The organism is Streptomyces sp. NBC_01176 (assembly GCF_045039825.1).
Lineage (GTDB): Bacteria > Actinomycetota > Actinomycetes > Streptomycetales > Streptomycetaceae > Streptomyces.
Genome location: NZ_CP108600.1, coordinates 9,249,517 through 9,274,793, shown reverse-complemented (window position 1 = coordinate 9,274,793; position 25,277 = coordinate 9,249,517). Strand labels below are relative to the sequence as shown.

Annotated in this window: 12 protein-coding genes; 4 read left to right on the top strand and 8 right to left on the bottom strand. The window is 71.1% G+C overall.

Annotated elements, in window-relative coordinates; all coding sequences use genetic code 11:
• Positions 1-194 precede the first annotated feature (194 nt).
• The 5 genes from OG199_RS40300 to OG199_RS40280 form a co-directional block, all read right to left on the bottom strand.
• On the bottom strand, positions 195-2,969 hold the full coding sequence (locus tag OG199_RS40300) for a lectin (RefSeq protein ID WP_405833849.1): 2,775 nt from the start codon (positions 2,967-2,969) through the stop codon (positions 195-197).
• Between the two features lie 907 nt (positions 2,970-3,876).
• The gene (locus tag OG199_RS40295; protein ID WP_405833847.1) at positions 3,877-5,100 is read right to left on the bottom strand and encodes a PP2C family protein-serine/threonine phosphatase; all 1,224 of its coding nucleotides are present in this window, start codon (positions 5,098-5,100) and stop codon (positions 3,877-3,879) included.
• 298 nt (positions 5,101-5,398) lie between these two features.
• Positions 5,399-7,081, bottom strand: a complete 1,683-nt coding sequence (gene alsS / locus OG199_RS40290) for an acetolactate synthase AlsS (protein WP_405833845.1) — start codon at positions 7,079-7,081, stop codon at positions 5,399-5,401.
• Between the two features lie 496 nt (positions 7,082-7,577).
• Positions 7,578-10,349 (bottom strand): AAA family ATPase, encoded by a 2,772-nt coding sequence (locus OG199_RS40285; protein ID WP_405833844.1) that lies wholly within the window; start codon positions 10,347-10,349, stop codon positions 7,578-7,580.
• A gap of 183 nt (positions 10,350-10,532) precedes the next feature.
• Positions 10,533-13,844 carry a family 78 glycoside hydrolase catalytic domain gene (locus tag OG199_RS40280; RefSeq protein WP_405833842.1) on the bottom strand — a complete coding sequence of 1,104 codons (3,312 nt, stop codon included), beginning with the start codon at positions 13,842-13,844 and terminating at the stop codon, positions 10,533-10,535.
• 470 nt (positions 13,845-14,314) lie between these two features.
• Between OG199_RS40280 and OG199_RS40275 the strand changes: the two genes are divergently transcribed.
• The 3 genes from OG199_RS40275 (at position 14,315) to OG199_RS40265 (ending at position 17,312) form a co-directional block, all read left to right on the top strand.
• A complete protein-coding gene (locus tag OG199_RS40275; RefSeq protein ID WP_405833840.1) occupies positions 14,315-14,932 on the top strand; it encodes an RNA polymerase sigma factor in 618 nt (205 codons plus the stop codon).
• A gap of 1 nt (position 14,933) precedes the next feature.
• On the top strand, positions 14,934-16,172 hold the full coding sequence (locus OG199_RS40270; RefSeq protein ID WP_405833838.1) for a CU044_5270 family protein: 1,239 nt from the start codon (positions 14,934-14,936) through the stop codon (positions 16,170-16,172).
• Between the two features lie 282 nt (positions 16,173-16,454).
• Complete coding sequence (locus OG199_RS40265) at positions 16,455-17,312, top strand: L,D-transpeptidase family protein (RefSeq protein ID WP_405833837.1); 858 nt, start codon at positions 16,455-16,457, stop codon at positions 17,310-17,312.
• Between the two features lie 77 nt (positions 17,313-17,389).
• Here OG199_RS40265 and OG199_RS40260 read toward each other — a convergent pair whose 3' ends face one another.
• Positions 17,390-17,980: a malonic semialdehyde reductase gene (locus OG199_RS40260; RefSeq protein ID WP_401803787.1), complete on the bottom strand. Its 591-nt coding sequence runs from the start codon at positions 17,978-17,980 to the stop codon at positions 17,390-17,392.
• A 410-nt stretch (positions 17,981-18,390) separates the two neighbouring features.
• Entirely contained in the window at positions 18,391-21,240 is a 2,850-nt protein-coding gene (locus tag OG199_RS40255) for an AAA family ATPase (protein WP_405833835.1), read from the bottom strand.
• Between the two features lie 159 nt (positions 21,241-21,399).
• Here OG199_RS40255 and OG199_RS40250 point away from each other — a divergent pair, with 159 nt between their 5' ends.
• Entirely contained in the window at positions 21,400-22,929 is a 1,530-nt protein-coding gene (locus OG199_RS40250; protein WP_405833833.1) for a 4-hydroxyphenylacetate 3-hydroxylase family protein, read from the top strand.
• 87 nt (positions 22,930-23,016) lie between these two features.
• On the opposite strand, the gene OG199_RS40245 is transcribed toward OG199_RS40250, so the two are convergent.
• Complete coding sequence (locus tag OG199_RS40245; RefSeq protein WP_405833832.1) at positions 23,017-25,236, bottom strand: LuxR C-terminal-related transcriptional regulator; 2,220 nt, start codon at positions 25,234-25,236, stop codon at positions 23,017-23,019.
• Positions 25,237-25,277: the final 41 nt, after the last annotated feature.

The following is a 25,277-nucleotide window of genomic DNA, read 5'->3' as shown; positions in this document are numbered from 1 at the left end:
AACCGAGCGCCTTCACCCGGGCCTCGCTTCAGCGGGTTGACGGTCTGCCCGAGTTCTGGACGACACCCTGCGCCCCGCGCCCTCACACCCTCTCACCAGACGCGCCCCTGTGTGTCCCGGCCAAGTGGTCGGGACACACAGGGGCGTTGCGCTGGAATTGCCTGGAGGTGCCGGAGGCTGTCGGTTCCGTTGGCTCAGGTCGGCAGCTTCCAGTTCTGCGCGCTCGAGGCGTTGCAGCTGTAGAGCTGGAGCTGGGTGCCGGCGGTGGTGGTGGAGTTGGGGTCGTCCAGGCACAGCTTGGACTGGGGGTTGATCAGTGATCCGTTGGCCCCCGCGGTCCATTGCTGGGCCCCACTGCCGTTGCACGTCCACAGCTGGACCAGTGTGCCGTTGGTGGTTCCGCTGTGGTCGGCGTCCAGGCATTTGCCGAGGGTCCGGATCGTTCCGTCGCCGGCGACGATCCAGTCCTGGGCGTAGGTGTTGTTGCAGGCCCAGATCTGGACGTGGGTGCCGTCGGTGGTGGAGGAACTCGCGTCGTCCACGCACAGGTTCGCCGCCACCGCGGAGGCGATGGGGCCGATGCGGGGCGAGGCCGGGGCCGCGGTGTCACCGGCGTAGGAGGGCGGGGCGGCGGAGGCGGCCGTCGCCCAGGAGGTGTTGGCGCTGGTGCCGAGCGTGTAGTTCAGCGTGCCGCCGGCGGTGATGGCCGTGGTGGGGGCGAAGGCGTTGTTCCAGGCCGTTCCGTTCCATGTCGCGGACTGCACGTACGGGGCGTTGTCGGCGGCGCCGTTGCCGTTGACCGTCAGTGTCCCGCCCGACGGGAGGGTGACCACGGCTTGCGTGAACAGGGGGGAGCCCAGGGCGAGATCGGAGGTGCCCGGTGTCTCGGGGTACATGCCGAGCGCCGACCACACGTACCAGGCGCTCATCGCGCCGAGGTCGTCGTTGCCGTCGGCCAGGCCACCGGGGGTGTTCGCCCAGATCTGGTCCTGGATCGCCCGGACGGTGCCCTGGGTCTTGTAGGGCTGTCCCGTGTAGTCGTACTCCCACGGCAGTTCGATGCTGGGTTCGTTGCCGACCCATGCGTAGCCCTTGTCGCCGGTGTAGCTGCGCAGCACGGTGTCCAGGTAGTGGTTCATCGCCGTGTTGCCGCCCTTGGCGCGGGCCAGGCCGCCGATGTTGAACGGGACCATCCCGGTGTAGATCCAGGAGTCGGCCTCGACCATGTCGGTGCCGCTGGTGGGGTCGAAGCCGCCGGTCCAGGAACCGCCGGCGTTGCGGGGTTCGACGAAACCGGAGGCGGGGTTGAGCACGTTGCGCCAGCCCTGGGCGCGGTTGGCGTACGTCTTCTGGTTGCCGGTGTCGCCGAGTGCCCCGGCCATCGCGGAGATCGCGAAGTCGGCGGTGTTGTACTCCAGCGTGGTGGCCACCGGGCCGTAGAAGTTGCAGCAGCCGTAGCTGCCGTCGTGCGGCATGTACCCGGGTGCGTTCAGGTAGTTCAGACCCGGCCGGTCATTGTTGGCCGTGCTCGCCTGCTTGACCATGTCGGCCAGGGCGGTCGTGGTGTCGAAGTCCCTGGCGCCGAAGGCGTAGTAGTCGGCGAGGATCGCGTCCGCCGGGTCGCCCACCATGACGTAGGACTCGCCGTTGTTCTCCGACCACTTGGGGAAGACTCCGGTCTGGGCGTAGTCGTCGACCATCGACTGCGCGGTGTCCGAGGCGACCTGGGGAGCGACCAGGGCTTCGAGTTGGGCCTGCGAGCGGTAGATGTCCCAGCCGGAGTAGTTGGCGTACGCCGCTCGGTGGCCGGTGTCCACGGTGTGCGTTCTGCCGTCGAAGCCGTAGTACTGGCCGTTGGTGTCGCTGATGACGTTCGGGTGCAGCAGTGAGTGGTAGAGCGCGGTGTAGAAGCTCTGTTGCTGTGCGGCGGTCCCGCCGGCGATCTGTATCTTGCCGAGTGCGCTGTTCCAGGCGTTCTGCGCGGCGGTGCGGGTCGCGTTGAAGTCCCACCCGGTGTTCTCCGCGGTCCGGTTGGCCGTCGCGTTGGCGACCGAGACGTAGGAGATGCCGACCTTGGCCTGCACCACCGGGTTGGTGGTGGTGTTGAAGGTGACGTAGCCGTTGGAGGCGGCAGCGTTCGGGGAGGCGCTGCCCTTGGCCGTCTTCGGAGCCGTCGCGGTGGGGGTCTTGCCGTGGAGTACCGGCTTGTCGGGCTTCTCGGCGGCGTTCTTGGACGCGGTGCCCGGCTTCCCCGGGGTGGCGGCCGACGTCTTCGCGACGGAGGCGCCTTGCGAGGTGAACGGCTGGTCGAAGACCATGTCGAAGTACACGCTGTATGTGTTCCCCGCGCCGCAGAAGTGGCCGCTGGTGACCTGGCCGCTCACCTCGGTGTTCGAGACCTTGGTGAACTGCGTCGAGCTGGCGCCGTTCTGGCTTCCGGTGAGCTTGAAGATCAGGTTGGCCTGGCTGCTCGAGGGGAAGGTGAAGCGCGCCATGCCGCTGCGTGTCGTGGTGGTCAGCTCCGTGGTCACCTGGTTGTTGAGGGCGACCTTGTAGGAGCCGGCCGACGCCGACTCGTTGGCGTGGGAGAACGCGTCCGTGGCGCCGGTGTTCACGGTGCCGACCGTGGGCAGCACCGGTATGTCGCCGGCCGCACCGCAGCCGGGCCCGGCGATGTGGGTGAGGCTGAAGCCGGTGATGGACGAGTCGTTGTACTCGTATCCGCCCCCGGAGGGACGCGACGGCGTGTCCGGGCTCCACTGCACCATGCCGAAGGGCATGTCGGCCCCGGGGAAGTCGTCGGCCTGGTTCGACGTCCCGATGAACGGGTTGACCACGGTGGCGGGCGACGTGACGAGCGCGGCCTTCTCGGCCGCTGACGCGGGTGCGCACAAACCGGCGGCGGCCAGCGCGGCAGCCGCGAACAAGCCGATCGCGACGGTTCCGGGAGGTCTCGGCAGTCGTTTCATCACGTGTTTCTCCTCTACTCGGAAGCAGGAAGCGGCACTTGACAACGTTGCCTTCCGGTCGAAAGCGCGACGCCCGAGCCATGGCCGGGGTTGACAACGTTGTCTCATCACCGGGACGGGGCGCCTGGCGATGCGAACGCGATGGCGGAGCCCCGGGGCCACGAGCACCTCGGGGCGCAGACGGGAACTCTTCGTGAAGTTAGCCACGCGGCAGGGGCATGTCAACGACTCGCACAGAACGGAACTGACGTCCTTTCAGATCACCCGAAGGCCTCCGGCCGCCCAAGGCCCCGACGGCCGTGTGCGCCGACCTGGCTGCCGACCCAAGGGTCCGGCACGGCTGCAACCCCGCCGTCGTCTGCCGGACCGACCTCCGGTATCGAACGGGCCGCACGCCTCGCCGCAGCCCAGCTCGACACCACCCGAGTCCCCCTGGAGGCACGGAGCGGACCCGCCCGCCGACTCGCCCGCGCGGAAGCCGATATGTCGACACCGATGGAGGAATCCAGCACTGAGACGCTCGCGGCCGACGGGGTGCGGCAGGGACCAGGGGGTCTCCGCCGGCCCCGTCAGGGTGTCAACTGATGCCTACGGCGCGGACGATGGTCTGTGTGACGCCGTTGCCACGGTCATCCGGGGCGTGGACTCGCCGCGTCAGGCAGGACGCGCCGGCCGGGGCGTGCAGCCGGGCGGTGGCCCCTGCCGTCGAGTGACCGAGTGCGGCACGGTGCCGCGTCTTCCCGTCGTAGGACAGGTCGACCGAGTCCGTACGATCGCCTGCGACCGACACGCCCGGGATGTGCGAGGCCGTGGCCTTCCTGCCCTGCGGGTCGGCAGGTTCACCGGCCGGCGGCGGCCTCACCGCCGGCCGTGGCGAGGCGCACCAGAGCGACCGATGGATGGATGTCTACTCAGGCCACGAGCCGAACTCGGTGACGACGGGGCTCCCTTGGCGGCCGCCCTCGCCGGCACTCCCCGTGGCCGTCGCGGCCCGGCGGCGCACCGCGACCATGGCCACGTCGTCCTCCACCTCCCCGCCCGCATGGACGGTCAGGTCACTCATGAGGCGTTCGATCAGGCAATGCGGTTCGTCCTCGGCGAGGAGCGCGAATCGGTCCAGCGCCGGGTAGAACGCACCCGCGCCGTCGCGGGTCTCCAGGAGGCCGTCGGTGTGCAGGAGCAGCGTGTCCTCCGGCTCGAACCGGAAGGTGTTCACCTGATAGGCCGCCCGGTCGCCGCCCAGGCCGAGCGGTGGTGCCGGCTGCGGCACTTCGAGGAAGTCCACATCCGCGCTGTGGGAGCGCATCGAGTCGGGGTGGCCACAGCTGATCACGCGGACCACGGGCAAGTCGTCGGGTATCTCCAGGACGAGAGCGGTGATGAACCGCTCCACCGCATCGCTGTCCGTCTCGCCGACCTGGTCGACACGGCGGCGCACGCCGGCGTCCAAGGAGAGGGCGACATGCTCCAGTTGCACATCGCGGTGCGCGGCTTCACGGAAAGCACCGATGACCGCTGCGGCGTCGTCGACTGCCGCCAGGCCGTTGCCCCGTACGTCGCCGATCAACATGCGGACCGTACGGCCGACGCGTTCGGCGGCGTACACGTCACCGCCGATGTGTGCGTGGGCCGCTGCCGAGCGGTAGGCCGTGGCGATCTCCAGCCCCGCCATACGACAGGGCAACGGCGGGAGCAGCGCCTTCTGCGCTGTCTCCGAGACGGAGCGCACCGCACAGAGCGTTCGATGGTCCACGTCGCGCATGCGCCGGACCACGAGGACCAGGACGCAGACGACCAGCAGGCCCAGGACGTCGATCGGGAGGATCGGTGAGCTGGGCAGACCGTCGTCGGCGTCGACCGCCACCACGCCGAGACAGGCGAGGGCGGTCATGCTGACGGTGGTGCGGGTGTTGTCCGCCGCGGCGGTGAGCGCCGGCACCGCCACCAACAACACTTCCAGGTGGACGTCCGCGGGGACGATCACGCCCCACAGGGTGACTCCGAGCAGTACGGCCGAGGCGACCACGACCGCGATGAGTGTTCGTGGCCGTACCGCCGGGAAGCCGACGGCAAGTCCCCCGGCGGTCGCGACGCGATGCGTGCCTGTCACGATGTGTGTCTGCTTCGTCATGAGAACCTCCTGCCACGTACGACATCTGGCTGGTCCGGCCGGCATGACAGGTGTCCGCCGGCGCCGGTGGGAAGCCTCGGCCGTGCGTCGTGTCATGCGCGTCGCCGCACCGTGGCTGATCGGGCAACGCGAGTGCGGACCGGTCCGGTTGGCCCGCTGGTCGACAGGCACGTCCGTGGACCGCGAGCCCACGGTCGGGCCGAGAGTCGGCTGCTCTCCGCCGTGTGACGGCACTGGCCGGAGGCCTCGGGGTGCCGGCGGGAGGTCGCGCCGCGCCGGAGCCGCGGTCGTCGGCGCGTCATCGCGGAACGCCGTCCTGGAGTTGTGCGAAGAGTTCCGCGTCGTGCGTGCAGTCGACCGGGACGTCGATGACCGTGATGCCGGGGTCGCAGAGCCCGACCGGGTCGAGAGACCCGCGCAGTTCGGTCTCGAAGTCGTCCATCGTCTCGGTCCGAATCCCTCTGGCGCCGAACGCGCAGGCGTACAGGGTGATGTCGCAGGCGCCGGACCGGACGCCGGAGGCTCTGCCGTATCTCCGATGCTCCTGGAAGGCCACAGAGTCGTAGGCGTTGTCCCGCATGATCACATGCGTGGCGTGGAGGCCCAGACGGGTGGCGGTCTCCATTTCCGGCGCGCCGGCCAGAAACCCGCCGTCCCCGGAGACCGACACCACCTGTGTCCCCGGCCGCAGCAGCGCGGCGGTCATCGCCCTTGGCAGGCCGACTCCCGGTGTCTGCGGGCCGTTGGAGAGGAGGACGCGGCGCGGCTGGTGTCCACGGAAGTGACGGGCCAGGTAGATGTGCGAGCCGGTGTCCGACACCACGGTGGCATCGTCGTCCACGACCTCGGAGATCTTCTGGATCACCGCGGCCGGATCGAGGCCGGCAGCTGTGGCCGGTGCCGCTCTGGCCTCCTCCTCGATGCGGGCCAGAACGGTGTGCTGTTCGGCCAGGGCGGCTCGGGTACGGTCGCTGATCGACAGCCCGGAGAGCTCCCCCGACAGCTCATCGACGGTCGCGGCCACATCGCCCCGCAGTTCCAGAGCGGGCTGGTAGTGGCTGCCGATCTCGGCGGGCAGCGTGTCGATGTGGACGATCGTTCGGGCCGGGTCGGTGTTCCAGAGGCCCGGGTCGTACTCCACGGGATCGTAGCCGACGGTGATCAGCGCGTCGGCGTGCGTCACCATGGCGTCCCCCGGCTGGTCACGGAAGAGGCCGACCCGGCCGGCGTACTGCTCCTCCAGTGCGCGCGGGACGATGCCCACGGCCTGGAAGGTCTCCACCACGGGCAGGCCGGTGACACGGATCAGTTCACGCAGCGCGGTGCAGGCCTCGGTGTCCGCGCCCCGCGACCCGACGAGGAGGACGGGCTGCCGCGCGGCGCGGACGATCTGTGCGGCGCGGTGGATGTACTCGGCGGGAGCGGGACCGTGAGAGGGGTGCCTGTGCGGCTGGACGACGCTTGCGGCGGTGGGGGCTCCCGCGACGTCTTCCGGTATCACCACCGCGGCCGCGCCGCGGGGTGGGGTGACCGCTGCGCGCAGGGCGTTGGCGATGGCTTCGGGGACATGGTCGGGGTCGCGGACCTCGCAGGTGTAGGTGGTGACCAGTCTCAGTGCGGCGAGGGCGTCCATCGACCGCTGGGTTCGCCTGAACCGGTTCCGGCCGGTCAGCGCCGCGCACACCGCAATCACGGGGTGCTGCTCACTCGTCGCCAGGAGCAGGCCGGTCATCAGATTGGCGGTGCCGGCTCCTGAGGTGGCCAGGACCGCTCCGGGGGTGCCGGTCAGCAGCCCGACTGCGGAGGCCATCACGGCCGCGTTCTGTTCGTGGTGGCACATCACAAGTTCGGGGCCCGCGAGGGCCAGGGCATCGTGAACGGCGTCGCTCGCGCTTCCCGGGACACCGAAGACGTACGGCACGCCGTACTGGGAAAGGGTCTCGACCATGCGCCGGGCCGCGCCGATGGGTGGGGTGGGCATGCGCCCGCCGCCTTTCTTGGTCCTTGTGTTTGCGCAACGGTGGTGGCCATCGCCGCACAGGGGGGGGTGCTGTCGCAGGACCGGCTTCGCGCTGTCGAGGCGTCTGAAGGCGTCCGAGCCGAAGTCGCCGCCGTTTCCAGGGAGTTCGCGCACCGTCACCTCGCCGCCTCATGCCGTCGGGCGATGTGGCGATCGTGTGGGAGGGGCGCTGGGTCGGAGTCAACTCGGGGCGATGTCCGGGCGGTGCGCGGGCAAGCGGCGGGCCTGCGCATGGGCTCAATGCGCCGTGCCGGGACAAAGGGGAATCAGATGTGGTCATGGGCGTGATCATGGCGGTCCGCTCGCATTCCGCGGTGCGGCACGCGGGGCGCGCCCGACGGTGTACCGCCGGCGCGCTCCGGTGCCGCATCACTGGTAGCCGCGTCACTGGCAACGGTAGGCGCACGCCCCCGCCCGGGGGCATCACGTGAATGCGTAGTCGTGTCCGGTAGTGGCGTCAGGGACGCTCTGTGACTCCGGGAACCAGCCGGCCGTCTCGCAGCAACCCGGCCAGCTGTGTACGCGTGGTGACCTTGAGCTTGCGGAAGACCTTGCGCAGATGGTAGTCGACCGTGCTGGCGCTGATGAACAGCCGCGACGCGATCTCGGGGTTGGTGGCTCCCTCGGCCGCCAGCATCGCGACGCGTCTCTCCTGGGGGGTGAGCTGGTCACCGAACCGGGACCGGCGCTTGAGGGTGGGCTCGCCGGCCGCCGACAGTTCGCTGCGGGCCCGTTCGGCGAAACCGTCCATGCCGAACCGCACGAACATCTCGTGTGCCCGCCGTAGTTGGTCCCGTGCCTCCAGATGGCGGCGCTCGCGCCGCAGCCACTCCCCGTAGAGAAGATGGACACGGGCCACCACGGCCCGCAGGCCGGTGCGCTCGAGCCGTCCCAAGGCCGTGCGGTACAGGTCCTCGGCGTCCGGACCGACGGCGAGCAGAGCCCGGCAGTGTGCCTCGACGCCCGCCGCCCAGTGGCTGGAGCAGGGCCCGGTCGTCCGGCACAGCTCCCCCAGGGCCTCGTCGGCCAGGTCCTGGCGTCCGGTACGTACGGCCGCCTCGACGAGCTCGGCCAGCGCCCAGTTGCGGATGCGCTGGACGCTGGAATCGGCGCCGGCCAGGCGCGCGGATTCCAGCGCCTGCTCGTACCGGCATGCGCCGTTGTGGAGGACGGCGCCGGCCCACTGGAGGTAGGTCAGCGCCATGCCTTCGCCCCGCGCCATCGAGTCCCGGGTCGCGGTGCGGATCGCGGCAAGGGCCTCGTCGTCGCGTCCGCGGAAGACGGCGAGCCCCACCTCGGCGTAGGCGACGGGGCCGGCCCCGGTCATGAAGGTGACGTCGGCAGCCGTCTCGGCCAACGAAGCGGCCTGCAGGAGTTCCCCGGCCAGCAAGTGCAGTCCCGCACGGGTGGCCGCGGCGACGGGGAGGATGCTGATCGCCCCTCGTACCTCGCACGATCGCAGCAGCCGCGTGGCCAGCAGTCCCCAGGCCTCGTCGTCCCACAACAGCCCGGCGCCATGGCCGGCCAGCCACAGCCAGTACAGCTCCTCCTCCGGGGCCAGTTGCTCGGTGGTGAACGCCGATACCGCCCTGCGCAATACCGGAACGGCGGCACCGCGGCCTTCGACGATCAGGAGCGTCAGTCCGTCCAGCAGGAGATCCGAGGCGCGTGGCACCGACGCCGCGGGCAGTCGGCGAGCGCTGTGGGCGATCTCCGCGATCCGGCACTCGTCGCCGAGCCGTCCGGCGAGCAGCGCCGCGGCCAGCGCCTGCAGATAGACATCCCTCGCACGGGAGACGTCGATGGACTCGAATCGGCGGGCCGCGCGCAGCAGCACGGGGGCGGCGCCACCGCCGAAACTGCGGGCGAAGGCGATCTGCCCTCGCAGCAGCTCACTGTTGGCGGCGCGCAGCTCGTTCTCGGGCCCCCGGTCGGCCAGCGTGAGGAGGCCCAGAGCGCTGTCGTACGCGCCGGCCTGCTGTTTGGCGCGTGCCGCACGCAGCGCCCGCTCCGCTCTGGCGGTGGGGTCGGCGGTGAGCGCGACCGACCGCTCCAGGAATGCCCCGGCGGCAGCGATACCACCACGTGCCAGGGCTCGTCGTGCCGACCCCTCGAGCTCCGCTGCGGCTTCCTCGTCGAAGCCGACGGCCGCGTGTGCGCGGTGCCAGGCACGCCGGTCCGGTTCCGAGGGGCCGGTGACGTCCGCCAGAGCACGGTGCGCGGCCCGGCGCTGCGACGGCGGCACCGCCTGATAGACAGCCGACCGCACCAGGGGATGGCGGAAGACCACCCGCGTGCCGATGGAGAGCAGCCCGTCGGCCTCGGCCGCCGCCGCGGCCGAGACCCCGATTCCCAGAAGGGCGGCCGCGCGCCACAGCAGTGCGGAGTCGCCCGTCGGTTCCGCGGCGGCCACCAGGAGCAGCATGCGGGTGGCCGCCGGAAGGCGGAGGACCCTGCTACGGAAACTGTCCTCGATGCGCCCCGGCACGGCCGCGGTGTCGGTCGGACCGAAGCCGCCCGCGAACCCCGCGGCCGTCATGGTCCGGGGCAGTTCGAGCAGGGCCAGCGGACTGCCCCGGGCCTCCGCGGCGATCCGCTCCACGACCACCTCGTCCAACGGCACGTGCAGGGCCGAGTGCAGCAGGGCGCGGGCGTCCCCGGGGCCGAGACCGGTCAGCACCACCTCCTGCAACCCGCGTAGACCGCCACCGGCGCGGCGAGTGGCGAACACGAGACCGAGGGGCTCCGCACCGACGCGGTGCGCCACGAACGTGAGTGCCTGTGCCGAACCGGGATCGAGCCACTGGGCGTCGTCGATCACACAGATCAGCGGTTGGCGGGCCGCCGCCTCGGACAACAACCCCAGTACGGCCAGGCTCAGCATGAGGCGGTCCGGCGCGGCTCCGGTCCGCAGCCCGAAGGCCGCGGCCAGCGCGTCCTGCTGCGGTCCGGGCAGGTGCTCCAGCGTGGCCAGGAACGGCGCGCAGACCTGATGCAACACCCCGAAGGGCAGTTCCGCCTCCGCTTCCACACCGGCGGCGCGCACCACGTGGAAGCCGTCCGCGGTCGAGGCCATGTGGTCGAGCAGCGCGGACTTGCCGATACCGGGCTCACCGACGACCACGAGAGCGCCACCCCGTCCGGCCTTGACAGCGTCCTGCCAGCGGTCGAACAGCGCGCGTTCGGCACGCCGGCCCAGCAGATCCGTGGGACACCCCGGCACCACCATGCTCCCAATCTACCCGCGGCATCCAGTCCGCTCCCCTCCTACCTGGGCTCATGCCCGTCCGACAGCGTCGAAGAGGTCGGCTCCGTCAACCCGATCACCTCGTGATCCGCACCCAGGCGTCCACCACGGAGGGCGACAGCGCCAGGGGTGCGCGACGGCATCGCGGAGGCAACGGGACCGCGGTCACGAACGGGCCGCGGGCCGTTGAGCTCGTGCGTGAACCCCGCCGCCGGGAGCACCGGCACGAGACGGAACCTCATCCGTCACACCGAACCGGTGGCTCCCCGCGCCGACCGTGAAGCGGGCGTATCCGTCCCCGCGTTCGCCGGCCGTCGCGCCCGCGGGTGCGTGGACCTTCTGGCGGCCGCCGACCGGCACGAGGACATCGGCGGTCGACCCCACCGGCACGTCGACGCGCAGTGTGAAGTGGCCCGGCGTCCGCGTCCACGACGAGGTGATCCGGCCGAGCGGTGACTCGACATGGGCGGAGGCGTGGGTCAGATCGCCGACTGCACGGGGCTGGATCGTCACCCTCGTGTAGCCGGGTGCGGCGGCCTCGATGCCGGCGACATCCTGGTAGAGCCAGTCGTCCACCGTTCCCAGGAACGCGTGGTCGTGCGAGCGCGAGTTCGCGTTCCACTCCTCCCACATGGTCGTGGCTCCGAGGCCCTCGAACCAGTAACCCCAGCCGGGGTAGGTCGGGTTGGTGGCCACCGTGTAGGCCAGATCGGCGTGCCCGGCGTCGGTGAGGACCGGAAGGAGCACTTTGGTGCCGAGCGCGCCGGTGTCCAGGTGGTCGGCGCGGGCCCGGATGTCGGCGACGAGGTTGTCGATCACGGCCTGGCGGTGCTCCTTCGGCACCAGGCCGAAGCTCAGCGGGAGCAGGTTGGACGTCTGCCGGTAGCCGGCGGCCTGGTCGTCGTAGTAGGCCTCCTTGTCCCGGCTGTAGAAGGTGGCGTTGAAGGTGTCCTTGACCTTGGTGGCGAACGCGTCGAAGTGCCGCGCGTCGGCGTCGTGGCCCAGCGCCCTCGCCATGGTGGCGAGCCGTGTCGCGGTGAGGTAGATGTATGCGGTTCCCGAGAGCCGGGTGCCCTCCGGCGCGTTGGCGCCTTCCGGGGAGAGCCAGTCGCCGTAGCTGAAGCCGGTGTAGATGCCCCCGGTGCCGGCGATGTCGTGCTCGTAGTACGCCAGCCAGGCCTTCATCCCGTCGTAGTTCTCGGCCACCGCCCGGGTGTCGCCGTAGTACCAGTACAGGTCCCAGGTGCCGAGGACGAAGCTGGCCGACCAGACCGGGTCCTTGACCTGTTTGCCCGACTCGGTGGTGGGCACGGTGGGGCCGATCGATCCGTCGTCGTTCTGGTCGTCGCGGTGCGAGCGCATCCAGCTCTCGTAGAAGTTCCGCATGTCGAAGTTCGCGATCGCCGAGTCCGCGTACAGGAAGCCGTCCGCCGTGTAGGGGCGCTTCTCGTACATGGGTGTGTCGGTCGGGATCGAGTGCAGGTTGTTGAGGATCGTGTCGGCCTGCGCGTCCTGGTAGCGGTTCAGCAGGTCGCTCGAGCTGGTGAAGTCGCCGGTGGACGCCACCGCCGTGTGGACCCTCGCCCCGTCGACCGACCGGAGGGTGACCCCCTGGGGTACGACGACCTGGGCATAGCGGAAACCGGCGTAGCTGTAGCTCGGCCGGTATCGCTCCACACCGTCGCCCTTGAGGGTGTACGAGTAGGTCTGCAGACCCATACCGAAGGCTCCGGTGTTGTCGACGGTGCCGTCCGCGCGCAGCTTCTCGCCGTAGGTGACGGTGACCGTCGCCCCGGCGGGTCCCTGGACCCCGATGCTCGCCCAGCCGGCCGTGGGGCTGCCGTAGTCGTAGACGTGCGTGCCCTCGGCCGGAGTGGTGTGCTCGGCCTTCAGATGATCGGTCACCTTGACGGGCGGGAAGCTTTCCGAGCGGAGCGTGCCCTTCGGTCCGTCGACGCCCAGCGCGGGGCGCCAGGTGCCGTCGTCGAAGCCGGGGCGGTTCCAGCCGGACTGCTCCGCGCGGGCGTCGTAGGTCTCCCCGAACCAGAGCGACTGCGTGGTGGTCGGCCCGTCGGACACCTTCCACCCGCTGTCGCTGACCACTTGACGGTGCGTGCCGTCGGTGTACGTGATGTCGAGTTCCAGCTTGAGCTTGGGCTCGCCCCACCAGGACGACGCCTTCCACTCGTCCGGGTCGGTCATCGCGTAGAACCCGCGGCCCAGGCTGACCCCGATGGCGTTGCCGCCGGTGCGCAGCGCGTCGGTGACGTCGTACGTCGAGTACAGGACGGTCTTGTCGTACACCGTGAATCCGGGTTCGAGTTCGCGGTCGCCGATGCGTCGCCCGTTCAGGTAGAGCTTGTTGTAGCCGAGGCCCGCGACATGGGCCCGTGCCGAGGCTATGGGCTTGCCTGCGGTGAACTCGTCCCGCAGCAGCGTCTCCGGGGGAGGCGGAGCCGACACCGACCGGCCCCAGGGGCCCGAGCCGTAGGGAGCGGTCTCGAGGGCGTTCGGCCACGCCGCGTCGTCGTACCCGGGTTGTTCCCAGCCGTCGTCCGGGGAGTTCGAGGTCTTCCAACTGCGGTCGGTGACGAGGTCGGGCGGTGCTCCCGCCCCCTCGAAGCGCAGGCTCCCGAGCACACCGGCCGGCCCCTGACCGGTGTTCGTCGCCTCCACAGCGAGCACGTTGGTGCCCGTGTGCAGGTACGGGGCGATGTCGATGACGCTCGCGGTCCGCCAGGAGTCCGCGACGCGCGCGGAGCTCGTCACCTCGGCGCCGTTGACGAACAGCGTGAAGCGGTCGTCAGCGGTCAACTGCGTCTCTGCCGTGCTGAGCCGCGCCCCGGCGGGCAGATCGAAGCTCCGGCGCAGACAGCGCGTCCCGGCGGGGGCGGAGTCGGACGGGTTGCCTTCGGGGTACCAGATCCAGTGCGCGTCGTCGAGCCGCAGTGCGGGCGCCTTCGCGTGCGCTCCGATCCACGCCCCGTGGAAGTCGCCGGGGTCGACGAAAGCCGTCTCGAACCGCGCCTCGCCACTCCACGGCGACGCCTTCCCGGCGCGGTCCCAGGACCGTACGCGCCAGTAGTAGCGCGTACGGGACCTGAGAGCGGGACCGCCGTACGTCACGTCGAAGGACCGGGAGGAGCGCACGCGCCCGCTGTCCCACACCTCTCCCCGGCCGCCGTGCGACGTCGACACCTCGACCTCGTAGGCCACTTGCCCGACCGCGGTGCGACCGGCCGTGCCGAGGCCCGAGGTCACCTGCCAGCTCAGCCTCGGCCGGGGGACGTCGACACCCAGCGGCTGGACCTGATGCTCGACTTCGAGCCCGCTCACCACGAGCGCCGACGCGCCTGCCGCCAGGCCCCGTTGGAGATCCGGGTCGGACACCGCCGCCGCACCCGGCGTGGACCCGAGCCCTGACGCGGCCGCCACGAACGCCAGCATCAGCCCGACAGCCAACCTGCGCTTCCTCACGCTTGCCTCCATCGACGGCGGACGGTTCGGCGGGCGCGTGAACGCCGTCCCCCCGAGCGAGTGAAACGTTTCAATCCTCTGGTATGTCACTCAACCACAGGCGTCACGACGGAGACAAGACGTCGTCGGCGGACCTGTCCGTCCGGCGGCCGAACCACGTCTCGGACGGGACCGACTCCGGCACCACGCACCGCTTCCCGGCCACCTGCGCCGGCGCTGTCTCCGTCGTCCTCGCCCACCGCGAACAGTTCCTTCAGCGGCCGCCGACCGAACCGGTCTCCGTCTCGCCCTCGCGTTCGGACCGACCGCTCGACGCGCGCTCTCGCCTCAGCCCCCGGCGCGGTCGCCCTCCCCATGTCCTGTGCCGGACGGGACGTGGTGCAGGCCACATCGCACGTTCGGGGCGCCCTGTAAGAAAGGGGCTGCCGCGCGCATTGCTTGGTGAGACAACCAATACGAGGGGACGGCGCGTGACAGCGCAACATTTCCGGGACGTCTACGAGGAGTGCTGTCCGCGCGTCCTCGCCTACGCCACGAGCCTGGTGGGACGGCAGGTCGGGGAGGACATCACCAGCGAGACCTTCACCATCGCCTGGAGACGGGTACGCGACCTTCCGGACCCCGCGCTGCCCTGGCTCCTGGGTGTGGCCCGCAATTTGGTGCGCGAGCTCCGACGCCGGGACAGCCGTCAGTACGCCCTCGCCGCCGCGGAGGCCCAGCGCATCATCAGCGGAGCCCGGGCGGACGTCGGCGACGACGTGGCCGCGGTCGTGACCGAACGGGAAGCCGCGCTGCAGGCCCTGGCGAGTCTGTCCGACGCCGACCGGGAACTGCTGACACTGATCGCCTGGCACGGGCTGAGCGCCAGACAAGCCGCGCAGGTCCTGGGCTGCACCACCGCGACGCTGACCGTCCGGCTGTACCGGGCGCGCCGTCGTCTGGAGAACTCCCTTGAGCCGTCCGCCGTCCTGGGCGGGGCACCCGTACCGGTCGCGGTGTCCCGACCGGAGCCGCCGTCCGCGCACAGGACGGCGGTTTCCACGCCGACCGTCCAGCCCCGCACCCCATTGATCGCGAAGGAGCACTGACGTGAAGAACGGCAACGAACGGTCCGGGCGGCCCGACGTCATGCAGGTGCTCGCGGGGGCCCGGCCCGACGAACTGGATCCGGCCCGCCTCGCCGACTCCCCGCGTCAACGCGAAGACCTGGACCGCATCCTGGCCGGAGTGGCGGAGAGCGGCGCGTCACGCTCTCGGGTACCGGGACCGGTGCGTCTGCGCGGCAGGATCAGGCCGCTCGCTGCCGCCACGGCTCTCGCGGCCGTCGCGGCGTCCGTCGTGGTCGTGAGCACGGTCGACCAGCGCGAGCCGTCCGGACCTCCGGACGCACATCCGCAGTCCTCCACCGCCACGGCAGGGTCGAGTGCGTCAGCGCCGGACCTCCACGTCGACGGCCGCCTGGAACTGCTCAGCGCGGCGAGGAAGGCCGAGACGTCCGCCACCGGGGGAACGTACTGGCAGACCACCACGCGGTCGGAGAACGTCGAGGTCGCCGGTGAGAAGGGAGGATTCTTCGCCGTGCGCACCACGTCGACCGAACAGTGGTCCGTGGGGGTGCGCGCGGGGGCCCAGAGCCTCATGGTCTCCGGTCTCGACTCGGTGACCGAGCCGCTCACCCGGGCGGACGAGGCGCGCTGGCGTGCCGCGGGCTCACCTCACACGGTGAGGTTCGAGGTCGAGAACTCGGTCGGAACGAACACGCTGGGCCTCACGATGGGCACCAGGCCGCCGATGGTCATGCGGACGAACCTCGACGACAGGATCTACGCACTGGGCCCACGCAACGTCTCGTATCAGGACCTCGGTGAACTGCCCTCCAAGAGCGGAGAGTTGCTTCATTACCTGGAGCGGCTCCACGCCGCGGACAGCGGCGCCGAGACCGCCGGGCGCACTGCCTGGATACTGCGCCAGACGGCCGACCTGATCACGATGCCGGTGAAGCCCGCTGTCCGGGCGGCCGCGTATCGGGTGATGGCGGATCTGCCCGGCGTCCGACTGCGCGGACGCGTGTCCGATCCGCTGGGTCGTGAAGGCGTCGGTGTGGTGTTCCCCGGGACGGACCGGACCCCCCTGGGGATCACGGAACAGCGGCTGGTCGTGGACCCCGCCACCGGCGCGATGCTCAGCGAGCAGCAGGTGCTGGTCGAACCGTCCGCCCGGGCCCGGGAAGCAGGTCTCAAGGCGGGCGCGACGCTGAACTACCAGGCGACGACCCGAATGAGCTGGGGCGAGCACCAGATCACGGTGCCGAAGAACGCCCACCACTGAGCCGCGAGCCTGACGGCGGCCTGTCTCCGCAGGGGTCCCCTCCGGAGGCAGGCTCAGAGCGACAACCCCACAACAGCCCTTCGGGGCAGCCCTGGCAGGACTCCTGATGCACGGCTGCCGATGCGTGTCGGTGCCGCTGAAGGACGACCCGGCCGAGGGCGGCCTCCCGCGCGGCCACGTCGCTACGACCTCGCGGCCGGGCCGGCGGGGTGCGCTCCCGCGCCAGAAGATCCGCGCGGGTCTCTCGCCAAGTCCTGATGGACAGCAACCACGTTGGGAACCATGACTACAGAAGAGCGCCGCACGTTCTCGGCGGCCGAGCGTCCGAAGCCGCACCCTGGAGGAGGTCACGGAGCCTCACTCCGCCCGAAGCGGATCGTGGCCGCAACCGTTGTCCTCGCCGCCCTGGTGAGCGGGTGTGCGGGGTTCGACGCACGAACCGACCGCGGTGAGCGGATGTCGGTACGGGAGGACGGCGCGAACGCCGGACAGACGACCCGTACGCAGGTGCCGTCCGCGTCCACCACCACCGGTCCACCGGCGACGCCGGTCCCGAGGAGGCTCCCCGGCGTGGGGCCCGGCACGCTGGCCCGCATACCCCCTCGGACCCGCCAGGTCCTGCTGGTCACGGGCGCGGGCAGGAACTCCTCGAAGTCCGGTGTGGTGCTGTACCGCCGCACCGACGCGGGCTGGGAGCCCGGTCCTGTCTGGCCGGCTCACAACGCCCTCAAGGGCTGGACGCACGATCACCACGCCGGCGATCTCCGCTCTCCCGTGGGCGTTTTCACGCTCACGGACGCGGGCGGCCGACTCGCCGACCCGGGGAGCAGGCTGCCCTACGACCGCTCCGCGGGTTTCACCGTGCACGGCACGGGATTCGAGGGCGAGCCACTCGCGGGATCCTTCGACTACGTCATTGCGATCGGCTACAACCACGAGCCCGGTACCTCCCCCCTGGACTGGACCCGCCCGATGGGTGCCGGCAAGGGGGGCGGCATCTGGCTGCACGTCGACCACGGTGGCCCCACGCACGGATGCGTCAGCCTCGCCGAGGGCCACATGAGAGAACTGCTGCGCACCCTCGACCCTGCCCAGCACCCGTTGATCGTCATGGGGGACGCGGCCTCGCTCACTGCCTGAAGGAAGGGGCGAGTTCGTGTCCCTGTAGGTGACGCTCATCGACGAAGGCGCGCCGCCTGTGGGCCGTGACCTCTCGGTCAGACGGTGCTGACCACCTGCTCGTACGCCAGACGTGGGGAGCGAGTGAACCACGCGTTCTCGCCCGGCCTGCCGATGTTGACGACGGCGAGAACCGAGTGTTCGCCGTCGCTGAAGAACTCCTTGTCGATGCCGTCGGCGTCGAAGCCCGTCATCGGTCCCGCGGCCAGGCCGGCGGCGCGGACGCCGATGATGAAGTAACCGACCTGCAGGGACGCGTTGAGCCTCGCGGACCGCTCGCGTACCGCGCGCTCGGCGAAGAGACTCTTGGCCTGTGGGAAGTGCGGGAACTGGCTGGGCAGTTCCTCGTGGAACTCCAGGTCCGCGGCGAGTACGGCGACGAGCGGGGCGGCCGCGGTCTTCTTGCGGTTCCCCTCGGACATGTGCTCGCCCAGACGCTCGCGCGCCTCGGCGGAACGGACCAGCACGATACGCAGCGGCTGCTGGTTCATCGAGGTGGGGCCGTACTTGACCAGGTCGTAGACGGCCTCGACCTGGTCGTCCGTCACCGGCTCGTCGGTGAAGGTGTTGGCGGTCCGTGCCTCCCGGAACAGAAGGTCCTGGGCAGCGGGATCGAGCGCGAGGGACATGATGGACCCCTTACGGTTGAGTGTCTGTGGTTTCTCGGTGCCGGCGTACCCGTGCGGGGCCGCGCTCGCGGTCACGGTGTCCCTGAGGTGGCGGCGGTATCCGTACTGCCGGCCCGTTCGGGCACCGGGCCCGAACGCCCTGGGCCGCGGCCGGCTGTCCGCCCGTCCGTCCGTGACGTGGATGACGGCCCTGACGCGCGGGCGCTCCTTCGGGCCTCGGCGCCGGTGGGCGCGTACCGCGCGCGTGGTGTTCACGGAGCACGTCGTCTTCATGAGGCGGTCACCTCCTGATGAGTGACGGTGCCGTCCTGGAGGCCACGCCGTTCCTGCCAGCATCACGGGTGGTGCCACGGTCGGGCGTCACCCATTCAAGGGATCCTTGCCGTCGTGTCCGACGGCCGGCGCACCGCTCAGTCGGCTCCGTCGGCGCCGATGGCCCGCTCGATCGCCAGTCGGGTCAGCTCGACCCGCGAGTTGATGCCGAGCTTGGTGAAGATGTGCTTCATATGCGTGTTGACGGTGTGCACCGACACGTAGAGCTGGTCGGCCATCGCCCGGTTGGTGAGTCCCTCGACGACGAGCGGGATCAGTTTCCGCTCGGACTCGGTCAGGCGTCCCGGCCCCGAGGTGCCCGCTGTGTGGTTCCGCACGGGGGCGGTGCGCACACCGAGCCGGCGCAGGCGGCGCCTGATGCGTTCCTGGTCCCGCCCCGCTCCCGAGGCGGATGCCAGCCGGCCGGCTTCCTCGAAGTACGGGATCGCCGGGGTCGTGTCGGCCGATTCCGCCATGAGCTCGCCGAGGTCCTCGCAGGCCGCTGCCAGGGCCAGTGGCCTGCCGGTGCTCCGGTAGCCGGTGACGGCGGACTCCAGGGCACGGGGGTCACGGTCGACCAGACCGTCCACATGGGCGCGGACCGCCCCGACGATCTGCCGGCACCCGTCCTCCGCGGCCAGGCCCCGCAGCGCGCCGGACACGGCCCGCGCGAGCGACGGGTCCTCGTCGCGGAGCGCGATGCGCACGATCCCGGGCCAGTGGGACGGAGGCACCGCCAGCAGTCGCGCCGGCTCACGGCTCTGGAACCCTGCCGTGAGTGCCGCCGCCGCTTCGCCGTCCTCGCCCTCCGCGTCCGCCAGTGCGGCCCGCGCGAGGGACACCCAAGGGCCGTACCGCTGCGTCATGTTCGTGCCGGATCCGGTTTCGGCCGCGCGGAGGTGGTCTCTGGCCTTGGCGAGGTCACCGCGTCTGATCTCCACCAACGCCAGCACGGAGCGGGCCTGCGGGTTCTGCAGGGTGATCTCGAGCTCGCCCGCCACCATCAGGCTGGCCTCGGCCTCCACGGCCGCGTCGTCCAGCGCCCCCTGTTCGAGGAGCGCGCAGGCACGGGCGGCATGCCAGTGGGGTAGGGACCAGCCCAGGCCCAACGCCTCCGCTTCGCGCTGTCCCTCCCGCAGTACGCGCTCCGTGTCCGCGAGCCGGTCGCTGGTGGTCAGCACGGTGGCCAGCCACAACGCCGGGATCCGCGGGGGCCGCAGGTAGCGCGCGGCGGACTGGGTGCCGGCGCGTCGGGTGGCTCCCTCGGCGAGCTCGAGGGAGCGGGCCAGGCGCCCCCGGTAGAAGGACGTCTGCGACTGGAACACCATGGCGCTGACGATGACGGCCGGGTCATGGCTGCGGTAGGAGGCCTCGACCAGCCAGGGTCCGGTCTGCTCGGCGGCGGTGATGTCTCCGAGGTACACATGGCCCGTCGCCTTGGTCTTCAGCAGCCGGACGCGCAGGTCGGACGGCAGCGCGGGAAGGTCCAGGGCCTGCTGGAGGTGTGTCATCGCGGCGGCGTCGTCGCCGGCGGCCTGGTGGATCTCGGCGGCCACCAGGCGCAGGTTCGCCTCCTGGAGCGGCTCGAGACCTTCCGGCAGAGTGGCGTCGACCAGGTCGAGCGCCTCGTGCACCCGCCGGGTCCGGCCCAGGTACTCGGCGGCGTCCGTCAGGAGCGTGATGCGACGGCCGTCGTGCGGGGGCAGCAGTCCGGCGACCCGCTGGGCCAGGTCCGCGGCCGCGTCGGGGGCCGACGACGACAGCTCGCGTACGGCGGTGGTCAGCGTGGTCACGGCATCGTCGTCGACGGGGCCGCCCGACATGACGACGTGCCAGGCCACCTCGGCCGATCGCGCTCCGCGCAGACTGTCGGCCGCCTCCCGGTGCAGAGCCATGCGTACGGCCGGCGGCAGGTTCTCGTGAACGGCCTGCCGGATGAGGTCGTGGCGGAAGGCGAGTCGCGGACCGTCGGCCGAGAGCAGACCGGCGTGCAGGGCCGCCTCGATGCCCGACAGCAGGCTTCCGACCTGCCTGCCGAGCATGCGGGCGGCCGTGCCGAGGTCGAATTCGCGGCCGAGGACGGACCCGATCTGGAGCAGGCGTACGGCATCCTCCGGGAGCCGGTCCAGGCGCGCGGCGATACTCCGCCGGAAACTGACGGGTATGCCGTCGTGCAGGAGGCTCGCCTCGCCCGCCTCCATTTTGGCGGCATCCGTGTCGGCGAACGCGCGTACCAGTTCAATGGCCAGGAAGGGATTGCCCGCGACGGCGCGCAGCAGCCTGGCCAGACCGGGTGACGGCCTCACTCCGAGGACGTCCGCCGCGATGTCCTGCAGTTCCTGCTGGGGCAGGGGGCCGAGGGTCAGCCACCGGGCTCCGAGGCGTTCGAGGTCGTCCCGCACCCTGGCCACGGTCGGTCGCTCGGTGTCCGACCGCACAGCCAGAACCCAGAGGATCCGGGAAGCGGCCAGGCGTCCGGGCAGGGTGCGAAGGACGAAGAGCGTGGCCGGGTCCGCCCATTGCGCGTCGTCCACGAGGACGGCCACCGGGGCGTGCTGTGCCCGGTCCTCCAGCGCGTCCGTGATGCTGTCCAGCAGCCAGAGCCGCTGGTCGTCGGTGGCCGCGGCGGCTCGGTCGGAACCGTGGGCGGACTGCAGGGCGGACTGCAGGGCGGCTCCCGCCGCGTACTGGTCGAGTTCGTCGGCCCGTACCGACACCACGTCGAACCCGGACCGCCGCCCCATCTCGTCCAGTTCCCCGAGCAGCCGGCTCTTGCCGACGCCGGGCGCGCCTTCCACGACGACGCAGGCACCCCGTCCGCCACGCACCGTGTCCAGGGCCTCGCGGACAGCCGTGATCTCGCGGTCCCGTCCTCGCAGGCGCAGACCGGTCGCGGCCTGGTCCCCACGCCCGCCTGCCGGGTCGCCGGCGGCGTCTGTGCTGCTCATGGGGCAAGCATCGCTCACGGCCGTGTCCGTACTCAACGCCGGTTTCGCGGTGATCGCCGGTTTCACCCGGGTGATGTTCGGCTGCGCGCCGTCCCGTCACCCCGGCGCGACGCATGCTCCGTGCCATCCGGATCTCTTGCCCCTGGAAAGGAGCACGACGTGCGTACAGGCAAGGAATACCTGGCAGCGCTGAACGACGGCCGCAAGGTGTGGGTGGGTGACGAACTCGTCGACAACGTGGCCACGCACCCGAAGACCAGGGCGTACGCCCAGAGCCTCGCCGCCTTCTACGACCTGCACCACCGCCCGGACCTCCAGGACGCCATGACGTTCGTCGACGAAGGTGGCGTCCGGCGGTCCATGACGTGGTTCGAGCACCGTTCCAAGGAGGACCTGCGGCGTAAGCGGCACTACCTGGAGACGGTGCAGCGGGAGCTCGGCGGCGGGGCGATCCCGCGTACACCGGACGTCAACAACTACGTCCTGCTGACCTACGTCGACGACCCGGAGCCCTGGAGCAGCCAGTCCGTCGGGACCGGCGGGAGGGACCTCACCGAGGGGATCCTCGACTTCTGGAACGTGGTGCGGGACGGCGATCTCAACGCGACACCGGCCTTCGTCGACCCGCAGGCGGACCGCTCGCGCGATTCCGCCCAGGCCGAGTCGCCCGCCCTGCGGGTGGTCGCCACCTCGGACGAGGGCATCACCGTACGGGGTGTGAAGGCGATCAGCACCGGCGCGGCCTTCGGCGACTGGATCCACATCGGCGTCTTCTACCGCCCCGGGATCGTCGCGGAACAGATCATCTACGGGGCGGTGAAGCCCGACACCCCCGGCGTCACCATCGTCTGCCGGGAGAGCAACGTCCACGACGGCGAGGAGGTCGAGCACCCGCTCGCCTCGCAGGGTGACGAGCTGGACAGCGTCATCGTGTTCGAGGACGTGCTCATCCCCTGGAACCGCGTCTTCCACATCGGTAACCCCCAGCACGCGTCGCTGTACCCGCAGCGTGTCTTCGACTGGCTGCACTACCACTCGCTGGTGCGCGCGATGGTGAAGGCGGAGCTGATGCTCGGCCTGGCCCTGCTGATCACCGAGCACATCGGCACGTACCAGCTGCCGCCGGTCCAGGCCCGGGTCGCCCGGTTCGCCGGCTTCCACCAGACGCTCAAGGCGCATACGGTCGGCTCGGAGGACGAGGGGTTCTTCACTCCTGGCGGCATCTTCAAGCCGAACGTCCTGATGTTCGACTTCGGGCGGGCGTACTACATCGAGCACATCACCGACCTGGTCCACGAGCTCCTCGACCTGGCCGGCCGCTCCGCGCTCATCTATCCGACCGAGGGGCAGTGGCAGCAGCCTGAACTGCGGCCGTGGCTGGAGGCGTTGCAGACCGGGCCGGTCGGCAGGCCCTATGACCGGCTGAAGATCAGCCGGGTGATCCGCGACATGTTCCTGTCCGACTGGGGCGGCCGCATCAGCACCTTCGAGAACTTCAACGGCACGCCTCTGCTCGCCATCCGCAGTCTCACCATGAAGCGCGCCGAGATGTCCCCGAGCGGCAGCATGGCGGACCTCGCGCGCAAGGTCTGCGGCATCGAGAGCGTGAACGACGAGCAGGAGACCGTGTACACGGCTCAGGCGAACTACGCCCGCCGCCAGGACGCCTCACGTCAGGACGCCTCCTAGGCGTGTTGCGAACGTCCCGCCGTCCGCCCGGAGGGCGGGCCTCACGGGACTTTCGCCACACGCCCCGACGGAAGGCCAGGGCCCGGATCAGAGCACGCCACTCTCCCGGGCCCTGGCGACCGCTCCGCCTCGGTCGTGCGCGTCGAGTTTGCGGAAGATCGCGCGTACCTGTGTCTTGACGGTGTTGTGGGACACGTAGAGCTCGGACGCGATCTCACGCAGCGTCAGCGGGCCGCACAGGGCACGGAGCACCCGCCGCTCCCCCACCGACAGGTCCTGGGGGCGGGGGGCGGTGGGGGCCACCGCCGTCTCCCGGCCCGCCCGGCCGAGCAGAACCGTCAGTACCCCGGGTGCCTCGCACCGGGCCGCCGCCCGCTCGGCCGCCTCCCGGGCCTCTCGCGCCGCGTCGGTGTTGCGCCGCGCGCTCTCGAGCCGCGACCGCGTGAAGTGGCACAGGGCGCGCACGTGGGGTTCGCCTCCCGTCCCGGGCGATCCCGCCAGTACCGCTTCCGCGCCGGCCAGAGCCACCTCGGCCTCCTCGGTCCGTCCCTCCTCCAGGAGCAGGGCCGCTCGGCCGATGTAGGCGGCCACGGAGACGAAGTGCCGGCTCAGGCCGACCGCCTCGACCGCCTCGAGGGCCTCGTCGCTGAGCACGCGCGCCAGTTCGTGCCGTCCGGCCAGGAGCGCGCACAGCGTCCGCAGCCCCAGCGCGCGGACGAGCGCCAGCCCGTGCCCGGCGGCATGCGCGTCACGGGTCGCCTCGCCGAGCAGTGTCTCCGCCTCCTCGTACCGGCAGGTCCACAGCAGGGCGGCGCCGCGGGCCGTGCAGGCCAGGGCACGCCACGCGGTCAGCGGCAGGGTGCCGGCGACGGCGGCCTCGCCGAGACGGCCGGCGGTCAGCACCTCCCCCTTCAGACAGCAGGCCACGATCTGAGCGACGGCTGCGGCGTCGGACACCGTGCCGCCTTCGCCGACCGTCTCCGATCCCGTCTGCCTCAGCCGGGCCACGTCGAGCCAGCGCCGGGCCGTTTCCGGGGCGCCTCCTGAGAGAGCCGCCATCGCCGCCACGACGCACAGTCTCGCGTCGGCGGCGACCGTGCGGGGCGGCAGGAGGTCAAGCCACTGCGAGACCCGCGCACCACGGCCTGCCGCGATCGCCTTCTCCCAGCCGTCGAGGACCGACGCGACGGCCGCGGTCTCCTCGCCGCCCAGCGTCCAGTGCCGTACGGCCGCGGTCGTCTCGCCCTGCCGGGAGTACCACTGGGCCGCCGACCGGTGCAGGGACACGAGGGCGTCGGACGCCTCGGATCCGAGGACGTCGGACAGCAGCGAGGACAGGGCTCGGTGATGCCGGTACGCCGACGGTCCGGCGGCGACCGGCACAAGCAGTTGCACGGTCCGCGCGAGCTCGCGCAGCAGTACGCCCGCCCGGTCCCCGGCGAGGGCCCGGCACGGTCCGGTGCTCAACTCGTCGAGCACACTGGTGCGCAGCAGGAACCGGCGCTCTTCGGCGGTGAGCCGATCGAGCACCTCGGTGGCCAGATATTCGGTGACGGCCTGGCCGCCGCGGACCAGATTCCCTTCCGTGTCGGCCTCGTTCGCCGAGCGGGCGAGGGTGCGCCCCATGATGCACAGTCCAGCCGCCCACCCCTCGGTGGCTCGATACAGCGCGCGCGAAGCGTCCTCGGTGGGGGCGGACCCGAGCAGACCGGTGAGCACGGCCTGTGCTTCCTCGGGGGTGAAGGCCAGGTCGTGCAGGGCGAGTTCGGCGATCAGCCCCCTGGCGCGCAGGGTCGGCAGGGGGCTTCCGGGCATGTGCCGGGTCGACAGAACCACGCGGAAGCCGGGGGGAAGCCTCGTCAGGAAGTCCGCCAGGCTGCGCACCGCGTCGGCGTCCGTGATGGATTCGAGTCCGTCGAGGATCAGGGTGAGCGGTGCCTCCCCGCCCAGTCCGGTCACCAGGCCCGGCAGGATCTCCTCGAGCCACGCGTCGAGCGTCCACCCGTCGCCGTCGAGGCGGCCGGGCAGGTTCGGGCGTGCGTGGTGCACCGCTCGCAGGATGCAGGACCACAGCCGGCCCGGGGCGTTGTCGTACGCGTCCAGGCTGAGCCAGGCGCACTCTCCCCGGGCCGCCAGGCCCTGCGCCCATTCGGTCAGGAGCACCGTTTTCCCCGCACCGGCCGGCGCGGAGAGCACCACGACGGGCTCGGTCGCCGCGTCAAGTCGGCGCAGCAGGCGCGGGCGTGTCAGCAGATGCGGGGGCTGGGCCGGGGGCTGCAGCTTGAATGTCGCGACGGAGCTGGTCATGGCACTTTCCGTGGAGTCGTCGGGACGGGCGAGCCCCCGAT

What these genes read in the sequence shown, in the direction of transcription:
- OG199_RS40300 (WP_405833849.1), bottom strand. Translation starts at nt 2,969, where the DNA reads ATGAAACGACTGCCGAGACCTCCCGGAACCGTCGCGATCGGCTTGTTC.
- OG199_RS40295 (WP_405833847.1), bottom strand. Translation starts at nt 5,100, where the DNA reads ATGACGAAGCAGACACACATCGTGACAGGCACGCATCGCGTCGCGACC.
- alsS (WP_405833845.1), bottom strand. Translation starts at nt 7,081, where the DNA reads ATGCCCACCCCACCCATCGGCGCGGCCCGGCGCATGGTCGAGACCCTT.
- OG199_RS40285 (WP_405833844.1), bottom strand. Translation starts at nt 10,349, where the DNA reads ATGGTGGTGCCGGGGTGTCCCACGGATCTGCTGGGCCGGCGTGCCGAA.
- OG199_RS40265 (WP_405833837.1), top strand. Translation starts at nt 16,455, where the DNA reads ATGACTACAGAAGAGCGCCGCACGTTCTCGGCGGCCGAGCGTCCGAAG.
- OG199_RS40260 (WP_401803787.1), bottom strand. Translation starts at nt 17,980, where the DNA reads ATGTCCCTCGCGCTCGATCCCGCTGCCCAGGACCTTCTGTTCCGGGAG.
- OG199_RS40255 (WP_405833835.1), bottom strand. Translation starts at nt 21,240, where the DNA reads ATGAGCAGCACAGACGCCGCCGGCGACCCGGCAGGCGGGCGTGGGGAC.
- OG199_RS40245 (WP_405833832.1), bottom strand. Translation starts at nt 25,236, where the DNA reads ATGACCAGCTCCGTCGCGACATTCAAGCTGCAGCCCCCGGCCCAGCCC.